This window comes from Pseudomonas sp. NFPP04 (assembly GCF_900113815.1).
Classification (GTDB): domain Bacteria; phylum Pseudomonadota; class Gammaproteobacteria; order Pseudomonadales; family Pseudomonadaceae; genus Aquipseudomonas; species Aquipseudomonas extremorientalis.
This window is the reverse complement of record NZ_FOQS01000007.1, coordinates 77,784-91,456: the sequence shown is the minus strand read 5'-3', so window position 1 is coordinate 91,456 and position 13,673 is coordinate 77,784. Positions and strand designations below refer to the sequence as shown.

The 13,673-nt window shown below is 62.1% G+C and carries 12 protein-coding genes; 1 reads left to right on the top strand and 11 read right to left on the bottom strand.

Going from position 1 to position 13,673, the window contains the following annotated elements; genetic code table 11:
* Nucleotides 1-170: 170 nt before the first annotated feature.
* The 9 genes from hutG to hutU form a co-directional block, all read right to left on the bottom strand.
* Nucleotides 171-971 (bottom strand): N-formylglutamate deformylase, encoded by an 801-nt coding sequence (hutG, locus tag BM017_RS16560; RefSeq protein ID WP_092246324.1) that lies wholly within the window; start codon nt 969-971, stop codon nt 171-173.
* Between the two features lie 12 nt (nt 972-983).
* Entirely contained in the window at nt 984-2,189 is a 1,206-nt protein-coding gene (gene hutI / locus BM017_RS16555; RefSeq protein WP_092246322.1) for an imidazolonepropionase, read from the bottom strand.
* Nucleotides 2,190-2,340: 151 nt separating this feature from the next.
* Nucleotides 2,341-3,879, bottom strand: coding sequence for a histidine ammonia-lyase (hutH, locus tag BM017_RS16550; protein ID WP_092246319.1), 1,539 nt, complete (start codon nt 3,877-3,879; stop codon nt 2,341-2,343).
* A 20-nt stretch (nt 3,880-3,899) separates the two neighbouring features.
* Nucleotides 3,900-5,411, bottom strand: coding sequence for a histidine ammonia-lyase (gene hutH, locus BM017_RS16545; RefSeq protein WP_092246676.1), 1,512 nt, complete (start codon nt 5,409-5,411; stop codon nt 3,900-3,902).
* 136 nt (nt 5,412-5,547) lie between these two features.
* Nucleotides 5,548-6,372 carry a quaternary amine ABC transporter ATP-binding protein gene (locus tag BM017_RS16540; protein WP_058423708.1) on the bottom strand — a complete coding sequence of 275 codons (825 nt, stop codon included), beginning with the start codon at nt 6,370-6,372 and terminating at the stop codon, nt 5,548-5,550.
* Complete coding sequence (locus tag BM017_RS16535) at nt 6,369-7,220, bottom strand: ABC transporter permease (RefSeq protein WP_012721776.1); 852 nt, start codon at nt 7,218-7,220, stop codon at nt 6,369-6,371. The genes BM017_RS16540 and BM017_RS16535 overlap by 4 nt, the downstream gene beginning before the upstream one ends.
* 72 nt (nt 7,221-7,292) lie before the next feature.
* Nucleotides 7,293-8,258, bottom strand: coding sequence for an ABC transporter substrate-binding protein (locus BM017_RS16530; RefSeq protein WP_071492407.1), 966 nt, complete (start codon nt 8,256-8,258; stop codon nt 7,293-7,295).
* A gap of 69 nt (nt 8,259-8,327) precedes the next feature.
* Nucleotides 8,328-9,773 (bottom strand): purine-cytosine permease family protein, encoded by a 1,446-nt coding sequence (locus tag BM017_RS16525; protein ID WP_092246316.1) that lies wholly within the window; start codon nt 9,771-9,773, stop codon nt 8,328-8,330.
* A 42-nt stretch (nt 9,774-9,815) separates the two neighbouring features.
* Nucleotides 9,816-11,519 carry a urocanate hydratase gene (gene hutU, locus BM017_RS16520; protein WP_071492409.1) on the bottom strand — a complete coding sequence of 568 codons (1,704 nt, stop codon included), beginning with the start codon at nt 11,517-11,519 and terminating at the stop codon, nt 9,816-9,818.
* A gap of 436 nt (nt 11,520-11,955) precedes the next feature.
* On the opposite strand from hutU, the gene BM017_RS16515 reads away from it, so the two are divergent.
* On the top strand, nt 11,956-12,354 hold the full coding sequence (locus BM017_RS16515; protein WP_092246313.1) for a hypothetical protein: 399 nt from the start codon (nt 11,956-11,958) through the stop codon (nt 12,352-12,354).
* A gap of 42 nt (nt 12,355-12,396) precedes the next feature.
* Here the strand turns inward: BM017_RS16515 and BM017_RS16510 are convergent, their stop codons facing one another.
* On the bottom strand, nt 12,397-12,954 hold the full coding sequence (locus BM017_RS16510) for a HutD/Ves family protein (protein ID WP_092246310.1): 558 nt from the start codon (nt 12,952-12,954) through the stop codon (nt 12,397-12,399).
* A complete protein-coding gene (gene hutC, locus BM017_RS16505; RefSeq protein ID WP_224265956.1) occupies nt 12,951-13,661 on the bottom strand; it encodes a histidine utilization repressor in 711 nt (236 codons plus the stop codon). The genes BM017_RS16510 and hutC overlap by 4 nt, the downstream gene beginning before the upstream one ends.
* Between the last annotated feature and the right edge of the window lie 12 nt (nt 13,662-13,673).

Below are 13,673 nucleotides of genomic sequence, written 5' to 3'. Positions count from 1 at the left end.
ACCTTACGCAGTGAGCATGCATTCAACACGAACTGTGGCGACCGGCAGTTGCACTGGGGCGACGGTGAGACCGCCATCGGGGGCAAGCCCCTTCCCACATTTGACTGGGTTCACCAATCAAAAGGTGGGAGGGGGCTTGCCCCCGATAGCTATTTCAGGAGCCCCCCAATTCACCGATAGCGCGCTTGCCCCCAGGCCAATACCCCCTCCAGCAATTGCTTCAACACCACCCGCGTCGGTTCGGCCAAATCAGGGCGATACCGAAACGGTTCAACCTCTTCCATATAAGTGCTCTGGCACAACTCCAACTGCACCGCGTGGACATCCTGAGCCGGATCGCCGTAATGCCGGGTGATGTGGCCGCCCTTGAAGCGCCCGTTCAGTACATGGGAGTACTGCGGGTGCGCGGCGCAAATGGCTTCCAATTGGCAGGCCAATTCGGGATCACACGCGGCGCCATTGAAAGTGCCAAGGTTGAAGTCCGGCAGCTTGCCGTCGAACAGGTGCGGGATCACCGAGCGGATCGAGTGCGCATCGAACAGCAAGGCATAGCCGAACTCGGCCTTGAGGCGCGCCAGTTCTTCTTGCAGGGCACGGTGGTACGGCCCCCAGATTTTCTGGAGGTAGCTGACGCGTTCCTCCGGGGACGGCTCCAGCCCTTCGCGGAACAACGGCACGCCGTCGAACAGCGTTGCCGGGTACAGCCCGGTGGTCGCGCCGGCGTACAGCGGCTTGTCGTCGGATGGCCGGTTCAGGTCGATGACAAACCGCGAGTATTCGGCGGCCAGGGTGCTGGCGCCCAGCTCTTCGGCGAAGTCATACAGCGCAGGAATGTGCCAATCGGTATCCGGCAGGCTTTGCGCCTCGGGGATCAACCCCGCTTCGACCGCAGGCGTCAGGCGCAGACCGGCATGGGGCATGCTGATCAGTAGCGGAACGCGGCCTTGTTTGAAGTTCAGAACCTTATCCACAAGCAGTACTCCTCACACAGTGACGTCGACGCCATGGCGCACGACGCGTTTATCCAGCTCGCCACCCAGCCAGTAGGCGAGGTCGGCGGGGCGATCGATTTGCCAGGCGACAAAATCCGCGACCTTGCCCACTTCCAGGGAGCCGTGGGTGTCGCCCATGCCTAATGCGGTAGCCGCATGTTGCGTGGCACCGGCCAGGGCTTCTTCCGGGGTCATGCGGAACAGGGTGCAGGCCATGTTCAGCATCAGGCGCACCGACAGCGCTGGCGAGGTGCCGGGGTTGAGGTCGCTGGCGATGGCGATCTTCACGCCGTGTTTGCGCAGGGCGTCCATCGGCGGCAACTGGGTTTCGCGCAGGAAGTAGAACGCGCCCGGCAGCAACACCGCGACGGTGCCGGAGGCGGCCATGGCGATGGCGTCTGCTTCGGTCATGAACTCCAGGTGATCCGCCGACAGCGCCTGGTAACGCGCGGCCAGGCTGGAGCCGTGCAGCGACGAAAGCTGCTCGGCGTGCAGCTTCACCGGCAAGCCCAGTTGCTGGGCGACCTTGAACACCCGCTCCACCTGCTCGGTGGAAAACGCCAGGTATTCACAGAACGCATCCACCGCGTCCACCAGCCCTTCCGCGGCCAGGGCCGGCAGCATCTCGGCGCAGATGTGCTCGATGTAATCGTCGGCGCGGTCCTTGTACTCCGGCGGCAACGCGTGGGCCGCCAGGCATGTGGCGCGCACGCTGACCGGCAGGGCTTCACCGAGGCGACGGGCCACACGCAGCATCTTGCGTTCGTTGGCCAGGTCCAGGCCGTAGCCGGACTTGATCTCCACGGTGGTGACACCGTCCCGTAGCAGACTGCGCAGGCGTTTTTCAGCACTGGCAAACAGCTCATCTTCGGTTGCGGCGCGAGTGGCGCGCACCGTACTGGCAATACCGCCGCCCTTGGCCGCGATCTCGGCGTAGCTCACGCCTTCGAGACGCTGCTCGAATTCGCCGCTGCGGTTACCGCCGAACACCGTGTGGGTGTGGCAGTCGATCAGCCCGGGGGTGACCCATGCGCCACGCAGGTCATGCACCTGGGCGTAATCCGCCGCAGGGACTTGACTGCGCGGGCCGACCCACTCGATGAGCGAACCGGCGGTGACCAGGGCGGCATCCTCGATGATCGAGTATTTGCCCTGGGCCATGGTTGCAATGTGGCAGTGTTGCCATAGCGTTTTCATCAACGCCTCCGTCTGTGGTCGGTGAAACTAATCCCTGTGGGTGGCTTGCCTGCGAAAGCGGTGGTTCAGGCTCAACATCTCCATCGCCAGTGCTGCCGTCTTCGCAGCCTCGCTGGGGCTCGACAGCTCCCACATTGGATCGCGTGCGCAGTTACAGGCTCGGCAGCAACCGAGCTGGCAGCAGCTCGTTGAGGCAGCGAGTGGCGAGCAGTTCGCTGGCGGCATTGATGTCCGGGGCGAAGAAGCGGTCCTTGTCATAGAAGCCCACTTTGGCGCGCAGGATGCCACGCGCCTTTTCCAGCTTCGGCGAAGTTTTCAGGCCTTCGCGCAGGTCCAGGCCCTGGCACGCGGCCAGCCACTCAACCGCGAGAATGCCACGGGTGTTCTCAGCCATTTCCCACAGACGTTTGCCCGCAGCCGGGGCCATCGACACGTGGTCTTCCTGGTTGGCGGAGGTCGGCAGGCTATCGACGCTATGGGGATGAGACAACGCCTTGTTCTCGCTGGCGAGCGCGGCAGCGGTCACCTGGGCGATCATGAAACCGGAGTTCACACCGCCATTGCCCACCAGGAACGGCGGCAGTTGCGACATGTGCTTGTCCATCATCAACGAGATACGGCGCTCACTCAGGGAGCCGATTTCGGCGATGGCCAGCGCCATGTTGTCGGCGGCCATGGCCACCGGTTCGGCGTGGAAGTTGCCACCGGAAATCACGTCGCCTTCAGCGGCAAACACCAGTGGGTTGTCCGACACGGCATTGGCCTCGACCACCAGCACTTCAGCGGCCTGGCGGAACTGGGTCAGGCAGGCGCCCATGACTTGTGGCTGGCAGCGCAGCGAGTACGGGTCTTGCACCTTGTCGCAGTTCTGGTGCGACTGGGACACCTGGCTGCTTTCGCCGAGCAAGTCGCGGTAGGCCGCTGCCGCGTCGATCTGGCCGCGCTGGCCGCGAGCCGCGTGGATACGCGCGTCGAACGGCGAACGCGAACCCAGCACCGCTTCCACGGTGAGGCCGCCGCAGGCCAGGGCGCCGGCGAACAGGTCCTCACCTTCGAACAGGCCACGCAGTGCATAAGCCGTCGACACCTGCGTGCCGTTGAGCAACGCCAGGCCTTCTTTGGCGGCAAGGGTCAGCGGCGTGAGGCCGGCGACTTTCAGCGCGTCGATCGCTTCCAGCCACTCGCCTTTGTAGCGTGCCTTGCCTTCGCCCAGCAGCACCAGGGACATGTGCGCCAACGGCGCCAGGTCGCCGGAGGCACCCACCGAACCTTTCAGCGGAATATGCGGGTATACCTCCGCGTTGATCAGCGCGATCAGCGCGTCGATCACCTGGCGGCGGATGCCGGAGAATCCACGGCTCAGACTGTTGACCTTGAGCACCATGACCAGCCGCACCAGCGCATCGCTGATCGGCTCACCGACGCCGGCGGCGTGGGACAGCACCAGGGAACGCTGGAGGTTTTCCAGGTCTTCGCTGGCGATGCGGGTCGAGGCCAGCAGGCCGAAACCGGTGTTGATGCCGTAGGCGGTGCGGTTCTCGGCGAGAATCTGCTCCACGCAGGCCACACTGGCGTCGATCTGCGCCGTAGCGCTGTCATCCAGACTGAGGGTTACCGGCTGCTGGTAGATGGCTCGCAGCTGGGCAAGGCTCAGTTGGCCTGGAATCAGGTTTAGCGCAGTCACATTCATACTCCTTCTGAATTGTTCTTTTAAAAGTGCACATTCGGTAAATCGGTGTTTTTCAGCAACTGAGCGGCGGCGGCAATGTCCGGCGCCAGCCAGCGGTCCTGTTCATAGGCCGGGACGACTTCACGCAACAACCGCCAGGCACGGTCGGTGCCGGCGCCGAAACGTTGTTCCTTGAGAAACTCGAACGCCTGGGCCGCCAACAAGTACTCGATGGCGAGAATCTGGGTCACGTTGGCCAGCACCTGGTGCAGCTTGAGCGCGGCATTGGTGCCCATGCTCAGGTGGTCTTCCTGCAGGCCCGAGGTGACGAAGTTGTCGAGCACCGCCGGTTGCGCCAGTTGGCGGTTTTGCCCGCACAGGGAGGCGGCGACGTACTGCACGATCATCATCCCGGAGTTGACCCCGGGGTTGCTGACCAGGAACGCCGGCAAGCCGCTGACGTGCGGATTGATCAGGCGGTCCAGGCGACGTTCGGCCACCGAACCGATTTCGGCCATGGCGATCGCCAGCATGTCCGCCGCCAGCGCCACGGACTGGCCGTGCGGGTTGGCCTGGGACACCACGCGGTAGTGTTCCGGCGTGCCGAGCACCAGCGGGTTATCGGTGGCGCTGTTGAGTTCGGTCTCGATCTGACGGGTGGCGTGCTCTACCTGGTCGCGGGCCGCGCCGTGGATCTGCGGGATCGAACGAATGCTCAGGGCGTCCTGGGTACGGATGCCTTTGCTGCTGGCGATCACTTCACTGCCATCGAGCAAGGCGCGCAGATGGGTCCCCACGTGCTGCATGCCCGGGTGCGGCTTGAGCGCGATGATTTCTTCATCGAAGGCATCGATCTGCCCACGCTGGGCTTCGAAACTCATGGCGCCGATCACGTCAGCCCATTGCAGCAAGTGATGGGCGTCAGCCAGGGCCAGGCAGCTCAGGCCGGTCATGCACGGCGTGCCGTTGACCAGGCACAGGCCGTCCTTGGCGCCGAGCACCACCGGCTGCAGACCTTCCGCGCTCAATGCCTCTTGAGCCGGAACGACCCGACCTTGGTAACTCACGTTACCCACGCCCAGCAAAGCCACACCAACATGGGCCATATGGGTCAGGTAACCCACCGAGCCCTGGGATGGCACTTGCGGCGTGATGCCGTGGTTGAGCAGCGCCAGCAGCGAATGCACCACCTGCGGATGCAGGCCGGATTTGCCGTGGCTGTAGTTGATGATGGCGGCGCAGATGATCGCGCGGGTCTGCTCGTCGCTCAGCACCGGGCCGACGCCACAGGCGTGGCTGAGCAAGGTGTTGCGCGACAGTTGGCTGAGTTGCTCGCCCTTGAGCGACACATTGCACAGCGCGCCCAGGCCGGTGTTCACCCCATAGGCGCGCTCACCGCTGGTGACGATGCGCTGCACAATGGCCTGGGCATTGTCGATGCGCGCCCAGGCCTGGCCCGAGAGTTCGAGCACGGCGCCGTGGCGGGCGACGGCGACCACGTCCTGCCAGCGCAGCGGGGTGTCGGCGATGGTGATTTTTGTTGCCTGGGACATGTTCATACTCTCTTCAATTCTTGTGCAGCCTTACCGGCCTTATCGGGGGCAAGCCCCCTCCCACATTTGGAATGCATTCCCCTGTGGGAGGGGGCTTGCCCCCGATGAGGCCATCAGCCTCACCAACACATCCAGATCAGACCACCGCCGCCCGCCGCTGGACAAACCGATCCACATACTCATCCGCCGGCGAATGCAGGATCTCCCGAGGCGTGCCGACCTGGATCAGCTTGCCGTCCTTGAGGATCGCAATGCGGTTGCCGATACGCACGGCCTCGTCGAGGTCGTGGGTGATGAACACGATGGTCTTGTGCAGGGTCTTTTGCAGTTCCAGCAACTGGTCCTGCATCTCGGCGCGGATCAGCGGGTCGAGTGCGCTGAAGGCTTCGTCCATCAGGATGATGTCGGTGTCAGCCGCCAAGGCGCGGGCCAGGCCGACACGCTGGCGCATGCCGCCGGAGAGCTGGTGCGGGTATTTGTTTTCGTAGCCCTTGAGGCCCACGGTTTCGATCCACTGCAACGCGCGCTCGGCGCAGACCTGCTTGGTTTCGCCACGCACCTTCAGGCCATAGGCGACGTTGTCGAGCACGCTCTTGTGGGGCAGCAGGCCGAAGCTCTGGAACACCATGCTGATCTTGTGCCGACGGAATTGGCGCAGGGCTTCCATGTCCAGTTGCAGGATGTCTTCGCCGTCCACCAGGATCGCGCCGCTGGTGGGGTCGATCAGGCGGTTGAAGTGACGCACCAGTGTGGACTTGCCGGAACCCGACAGCCCCATGATCACAAAGATCTCACCGGTGCCGATGCTCAGGGACAGGTCGTTCACACCGACCACGCAGCCGGTCTCGGCCAGCACCTGGTCCTTGGTCTTGCCCTGGCCGATCAACGACAGCGCATCCTTGGAACGCGCGCCGAAGATCTTGAAGACGTTTTTGACTTCGATTTTGCTGACAGTAGTCATTTGCTCGCCTCATGCCGTGGACGACCATAGGCCTGGGTAATGCGGTCGATGACCACTGCGAGAATCACGATCGCCAGGCCGGCTTCAAGGCCACGCCCGACGTTGAGGGTCTGGATGCCGACGAGCACGTCTTCACCCAAGCCACGGGCGCCGATCATCGAGGCGATCACCACCATCGACAGCGCCATCATGGTGGTCTGGTTGATACCGGCCATGATGCTCGGCAATGCCAGCGGCAGTTGCACACCGAACAGTTGCTGCCAGCGGTTGGCACCGAAGGCGTTGATGGCTTCCATAACTTCACCGTCGACCTGGCGAATGCCCAGGTCGGTGAGGCGAATCAGCGGTGGCGCGGCGTAAATCACCGTGGCGAAAATCGCCGGGACCTTGCCCAGGCCGAACAGCATCAGCACCGGGATCAGGTACACGAAGCTCGGCATGGTCTGCATGATGTCCAGCAGCGGCATCAATACCGAACGCAAGCGATTGCTGCGCGCCGACAGGATGCCCAGCGGAATGCCGATCAGCACCGAGATCACCGTAGCGACCATCATCAGGGCCAGGGTCTGCATCAGCTTGTCCCACAGGCCAACCGCGCCCACCAGGAACAGCAGGCCGACGATCACCGCCGTGGTCACCACCTTGCGGGTCGCGTGCCAGGCGACGGCGCCGACGATGGCCAGCATCAGCCACCAGGGCGCTGCGCGCAGCAAGCCTTCCAGGTTGACGATGGCCCACAGCAGGGTGTCGGAGATGTGCCGGAACACATCGCCGTAGTTGGTGACCAGTGAGTCCACCCAACCGTTGACCCAGTCGGCGATGGAAAACGTAAAACTCTCAGGAAACATATCGTGCTCTCGATCCAGTGGGTTGTGGCCAGGCGCCCGGCCAGCCCCTCAGGGTAGCCGGGCACGCTTGACCTACAAGGCCGCGTCGATTTTCTTGGCTGCGTCGTCGCTCACCCAGGCGTGCCAGACTTCAGGATGTTCCTTGAGGAAAATTTTCGCCAGTTTTGGCGACTCAATTCGCTCCTTGGCCATGCGGCCCAGGTTCTGGTTCAGCAGGTCGATGGGCAGGTTGACCTTTTCCAGCACGGCCACCAATTCAGGGGCTTGCTCGTGGAAGGTCTTGGACAGGCCGACCTTGATGCTCACGCTTTTATCCACGCCGGGTTTTTCTTCCAGCTTGACCAAATCGACCTGGCCCATCAGCGGCGTGGGCGACCAGTAGTAGAACAGGATCGGCTCGCCACGCTTGTAGCTCGACAGCACCGCCGCATCCAGCGCCGGGCCGGTGCCGGGGCGGAAGTTGGTGTAGGTGCTTTCCAGCCCATAGCTTTTCAGCATCTCGCTGTTGTCCAGCTCGCAGGTCCAGCCGGCCGGGCAGTTGTAGAAACGACCCTTGGAGGGCTCTTCCTGGTCCTTGAACACCGAGGCGTACTTGGCCAGGTCGGCGATGTTTTTCAGGTCCGGGGCCTTGGGTTCCAGCTTGCGCTTGGCGTCGCCTTCGATCACATAGCGCGGCACGTACCAGCCTTCGATAGCGCCCACTACAGGGGCACCGACGCCGACGACTTTGCCGGCCTTCTCGGCCTTGTTCCAGACCTCGCTGCGGCCGACCCACTCTTCGGCGAACACCTGGATGTCATTGCTGCTCAGGGCGTTTTCCATGGTGATGGAGTTGCCCGGCAGGCTGTCGGTTTTGCAGTCGTAGCCTTTTTCCAGCACGGTTTGCAGGATGTCAGTGAGCAACATGCCGCTCTCCCAGTTCAGCCCGGCGAATTTCACCGGTTTGCCGGATTCGCACCAACCGGCTGCCTGGGCGCCAGCGCTGGCCAGCAAGCCCGCAGAGAGCAAGGTAGCCATCAGGGTCTTATGCATTTTCATTGTTGTGACGCTCCCAATCTTGAAATGGATTACGGCAGTCAGTAGGCATCCTGCCCTGTCCACGTCCCATCAGGCCTGTGCAGCCAGCCCGTTTGTTGTGGGTATAGCGCCCTGCTCTGTTGGCAGGATCAGTTGATCGGGCACGGTGCCGTGCCATTTTTTCGCACACAGGTAATACAGCGCTGCGGGCAGTACCAGGCCGATGATCCAGGAGATATCCACATCACCCAGCGCGGCCACCAAGGGACCTGTGTAGAACTTGGTGGAGATGAACGGCAACTGCACCAGCACGCCGAACACGTAGACGCTGATTCCCAGCAGGTTCCAGCGGCCATAGCGACCGTTCGGGTCGGCCAGCGCCGGTACGTCATAGCGCTCGCGGGTGATGCAGTAGTAGTCCACCAGGTTGATCGCGCTCCAGGGCGTGAAGAACGCCAGCAGGAACAGGATGAAGGACTTGAACGCCCCCAGGAACGAGTGCTGGCCGAGCAATGCGATCAGGGTCGCCGTGCCGACAATCGCCAGCACGAACACCAGGCGCTGCAGGCGCGTGACCTCCAGGCGACCACGAAAGCCGCTGATGATGGTCGCGATGCACATGAAGCTGCCGTAGGAGTTCAGCGTCGAGATGGTGACCTTGCCGAACGCGATGCTGAAGTACAGCAACGCAGCGGTAGCACCCGTGCCACTCAAGCCCACGATGTACGCCACTTCATGCCCGGCGAACTGACCGTTGGACATGGCCGCGGCAAACACGCCCAGCACCATGGCCACCTGCGCGCCCACCACCGAACCGGCGCCGGCGGCGAAAAAGGTTTTCACCGATGACGTCTTGCTTGGCAGGTAACGCGAGTAGTCCGCCACGTAAGGGCCGAAGGCAATCTGCCAGGAGGCCGCGAGCGATACCGCCAGCAGGAAACTGCTCCAGCTGAAGTGGCGGATTTGCAGGAGTGCGCCCACATCGGTCTGGCTCACCAGCCGGCTGAACAGGTAGACAAAGGCGACCACGCCAATGACGCTGGCGACGCGGCCAATGAAATGGATCACCCGGTAGCCGAGCACCGTGACCAACACGATCACGCTGGCGAAAATCAGGATGCCCACGCTGTCGCTGACCCCGAACAACTGGCCCAGCGCCTGCCCCGAAAGCACGGTGCCGGTGGCGGTGAAACCCAGGTACATCAGGCACACCAGCACGATCGGAATCGCCGCGCCATACACACCGAACTGCACCCGGCTGGAGATCATCTGCGGCAGGCCCAGCTTGGGCCCTTGCGCCGCATGCAACGCCATGACCCCACCGCCGATCAGTTGACCGATCAACAGACCGATCAACGACCAGAACACATCACCGCCCAGCACCACGGCCAGGGCCCCGGTGACAATCGCGGTGATCTGCAGGTTGGCGCCCATCCACAGGGTGAACTGGCTGAACAGACGACCGTGTCTTTCCGCTTCCGGGATGTAGTCGATCGAACGCCTTTCGATCAACGGGGTGGTGTCATTTGCAGCCATGTCGGTTCAACCTCTGATGGATTGTTTCAGGGTGGTGCTGGCTTACTTGATCATCGGCAGGTTCAAGCCCTGCTCCTTGGCGCAATCGATCGCGATCTGGTAACCGGCGTCTGCGTGGCGCATCACCCCGGTGGCTGGGTCGTTGTGCAGCACACGGGCGATCCGCTCAGCCGCTTCATCGGTACCGTCGCAGACGATGACCATGCCGGAGTGCTGGGAGAAGCCCATGCCCACACCACCACCGTGGTGCAGCGACACCCAGGTCGCGCCGCTCGCGGTGTTGAGCAGAGCGTTGAGCAGCGGCCAGTCGGATACGGCGTCGGAGCCGTCCTGCATGGCTTCGGTTTCGCGGTTCGGGCTTGCGACCGAGCCGGAATCGAGGTGGTCACGGCCGATCACCACCGGTGCCGACAACTCGCCGCTGCGCACCATTTCGTTGAACGCCAGGCCGAGCTTGGCGCGCTGGCCCAGGCCAACCCAGCAGATACGTGCCGGCAGGCCCTGAAAGCTGATGCGTTCGCGGGCCATGTCCAGCCAGTTGTGCAGGTGCGCGTCGTCCGGGATCAGCTCTTTGACTTTGGCGTCGGTCTTGTAGATGTCCTGCGGGTCACCGGACAGCGCCGCCCAGCGGAACGGGCCGATGCCACGGCAGAACAGCGGGCGGATATAGGCCGGGACGAAACCCGGGAAATCGAAGGCGTTTTCCACGCCCTCTTCCTGGGCCATCTGGCGGATGTTGTTGCCGTAGTCGAAAGTCGGGATGCCTTGCTTCTGGAATTCCAGCATGGCTTTGACGTGCACGGCCATCGACTGCTTGGCGGCCTTGATCACGGCGGCGGGCTCGGTCTTGGCGCGGGCGCGGTATTCGTCCCAGGTCCAGCCAGCGGGCAGGTAACCGTTGAGGGGGTCGTGGGCGCTGGTCTGGTCGGTGACCATGTCCGGGCGCACGCCACGCTTGACCAGTTCCGGCAGGATTTCGGCGGCGTTGCCCAGCAGGGCGATGGAGATAGCCTTGCCTTCCTTGGTGTATTTGGCGATGCGTGCCAGGGCGTCGTCGAGGTCGGTGGCTTGTTCGTCGACATAACGGCTGTTCAGGCGGAAATCGATGCTGACCTGCTGGCACTCGATGTTCAGCGAGCAGGCGCCAGCCAGAGTGGCCGCCAGCGGCTGGGCGCCGCCCATGCCGCCGAGGCCGGCAGTCAGTACCCAACGGCCTTTGAGGTCACTGTTGTAATGCTGGCGACCGGCTTCGACGAAGGTTTCGTAGGTGCCCTGGACGATGCCCTGGCTGCCGATGTAGATCCAGCTGCCGGCGGTCATCTGGCCGTACATGGCCAGGCCCTTGGCATCCAGTTCGTTGAAGTGCTCCCAGCTAGCCCAGTGCGGCACCAGGTTGGAGTTGGCGATCAGTACACGCGGTGCATTGCTGTGGGTCTTGAACACGCCGACCGGCTTGCCGGATTGCACCAGCAGGGTTTCGTCGTCATTCAGGTGGGTGAGGCTCTCGACGATCTGGTCGTAGCACTCCCAGTTGCGTGCTGCGCGGCCAATACCGCCATACACCACCAGCTCTTTCGGGTTCTCGGCCACTTGTGGATCGAGGTTGTTCATCAGCATGCGCAGCGGCGCTTCAGTCAGCCAGCTTTTGGCGGTGAGCTTGTTACCGTGGGCGGCACGGATTTCGACGTCACGGTATTTTGTAGGCCTGGCTTTAGAAAAATCGGTCACGACTGGACTCCTCGGCATGATGCGCGAACATGGATGGTGCGAAGGAGAGTCTTACGCACACATCTTTACTTGTACATACAAGCATATGCAATCAAGCGGCCAACTTTAGAAAGGCGTTGTCGGGATTTTTTGTGAAGGGGTGTGCAAGCCTTGGAAATTGAGGCTTTGAGGCTTGATGAAATTTCTTGCAGACGTTTCTTCCCGGGAGAGGGGTTTGTCACCCCAATGCAGCATTGCGCCGCATTGGGGCATTCGGTAACAAAATGGTGCGCACGGTTGGGAATCGAGGGTGGGCATGCGTAGCAGTGAAATGGCGCGCCTGGCCTGCCAGGTAAAAGGCGCGTCCCAACGACGATTTTTCTGAGTTATCTGTAGCCCAGTAAAAACGGATTTTTTTGTATATTCAGTGGTTTAGAGTCGGCTTTCACACACCCAACACCATGGAAGACTTATCGTGACCACTCTAAAACGGGCAGGCATCTTTATCGTACTCATGGCGACAAGCATGGCTTCAGTCCAGGCCATTGCCGACACCTTTACTGCGACCCTTGATAAAACAGGAAAAATTACTGCGCAGTCACCCAAGTGGATCAAGGACGTGAAACTCACCGCCCAACCTGATTACTTCTCCGATTACAAAGTCAGGTTTGTGCCGGGAGTGTTCAAGGACGCGCCACGGTTTTGCACCGTGTCGGTGACGGACGTCAGCTCCAATGATCACATCTTCTACGGCCACGCCAAGTTGGGGAGCGTCCCGGCGATCAACTACGTCAACGTTTTAACGCTGAAAGTGGGAGACAACAAACCCGCGGGCGATTCTTCGATGGGCTTTCAACTGATGTGCGTTAAGTAAACCCATCTCCCCACGCTGGCTGAGCGCCGGTCATACAAGCGCTCAGCTGTTGCTCAGTTCGATAACACAACAGCGACCGCTCACGGCAACCTCCAGCAGGCCAGTGTTACCGTCCACTTGCAGGCAGTCGTGATGGCCTAGCTTTTGGTCCAGCACCTTCACTTCATCCGCGACACTGAACACCAGCACTGTCTGCGCCGTGCTGAAGAAGCGCTGTTCGCCATCGATCCATTGCAGCCGTGCGTGGTAACGCTGGGGCGAATAGATCAGGTTGAAGTCGCGGATCGGCCCGGTGATCAAACGGCATGACACCTGGCTGTCACCCTTGAACGCAAAAGCTTGCAGCGGCAGCAACCCGCGCTGCTCCTCGCCGTCCACGGTCAAGACCATGCCGGCGCCCTTGATTACGGTGATCACGCGCTGATAGCCGGCAAAGGTGGAGAAACCGCCGGATTCAGCGATATCCGCAATCGACAAGCGCCAGCCAAAGCCATCCAGCCCTGTACCTGCATCACGGGTGATTTCTTCAGTGCTGCCGCCGCCGTTTTTCCACGGCATGCGTACGTACTCAGCGGCGCGCCAGACTTTTACGCTACTCATTTACTGAAACGTCCTTCCAGGCTGTGACGGGAACCGGGGTGGATCAAACGCGCAGCGGTCACCGGCTGGCGACCCGACCAGGTGCGTCGGCGGATCAACAGGCACGGCTCGGTAGGCTCGATTTGCAGCAGCTTGCACTCGGCGGCGTCGGCAAGGATGGCTTCGACCACATGCTCGCCTTCGGTCAGTGGCGCCACTTGGTTCAGGTAGGCGTAAGGCGTTTGCTGGGTGAAATCCTGCTGCAGGTATTCCGGCGCGACCAGGGCATTGACGAAGCGGTCTTCGATTTGCACGGGAATATCGTTTTCGAAGTGCACGATCAATGAATGGAACACCCGCCCGCCTTCACGCATCTCCAAGGCAACGGCGCGCTCGGAACCGGCGGCCTCTTCACCCAGGGTGATGACCTGGCAGGTATGCCGGTGACCGCGGGAGGCGATCTCATCGGCGATGTTGTGCACCTCGAACAGCGCCGACTGGCTCTTGGGCTCGGCGACAAACGTGCCGACGCCTTGCATGCGCACCAGCAACCCTTCGGCGGTGAGTTCGCGCAGGGCGCGGTTGATGGTCATGCGACTGAAACCCAGTTGGCTGACCAACTCGCTCTCCGATGGCACGCGGTAATGGGGCGGCCAGTTGCCGTTGAGGATCTGCTGGCTGATCATCTGTTTGACGCGGGCATACAAGGGCGCCGGACTTTCGTCCATGTGGGCAGCCAG

What these genes read in the sequence shown, in the direction of transcription:
- hutU (WP_071492409.1), bottom strand. Translation starts at nt 11,519, where the DNA reads ATGCCGAGGAGTCCAGTCGTGACCGATTTTTCTAAAGCCAGGCCTACA.
- BM017_RS16510 (WP_092246310.1), bottom strand. Translation starts at nt 12,954, where the DNA reads ATGAGTAGCGTAAAAGTCTGGCGCGCCGCTGAGTACGTACGCATGCCG.
- hutC (WP_224265956.1), bottom strand. Translation starts at nt 13,661, where the DNA reads ATGGACGAAAGTCCGGCGCCCTTGTATGCCCGCGTCAAACAGATGATC.
- BM017_RS16525 (WP_092246316.1), bottom strand. Translation starts at nt 9,773, where the DNA reads ATGGCTGCAAATGACACCACCCCGTTGATCGAAAGGCGTTCGATCGAC.
- hutI (WP_092246322.1), bottom strand. Translation starts at nt 2,189, where the DNA reads ATGAAAACGCTATGGCAACACTGCCACATTGCAACCATGGCCCAGGGC.
- BM017_RS16535 (WP_012721776.1), bottom strand. Translation starts at nt 7,220, where the DNA reads ATGTTTCCTGAGAGTTTTACGTTTTCCATCGCCGACTGGGTCAACGGT.
- BM017_RS16530 (WP_071492407.1), bottom strand. Translation starts at nt 8,258, where the DNA reads ATGAAAATGCATAAGACCCTGATGGCTACCTTGCTCTCTGCGGGCTTG.
- hutH (WP_092246319.1), bottom strand. Translation starts at nt 3,879, where the DNA reads ATGAATGTGACTGCGCTAAACCTGATTCCAGGCCAACTGAGCCTTGCC.
- BM017_RS16540 (WP_058423708.1), bottom strand. Translation starts at nt 6,372, where the DNA reads ATGACTACTGTCAGCAAAATCGAAGTCAAAAACGTCTTCAAGATCTTC.
- hutH (WP_092246676.1), bottom strand. Translation starts at nt 5,411, where the DNA reads ATGTCCCAGGCAACAAAAATCACCATCGCCGACACCCCGCTGCGCTGG.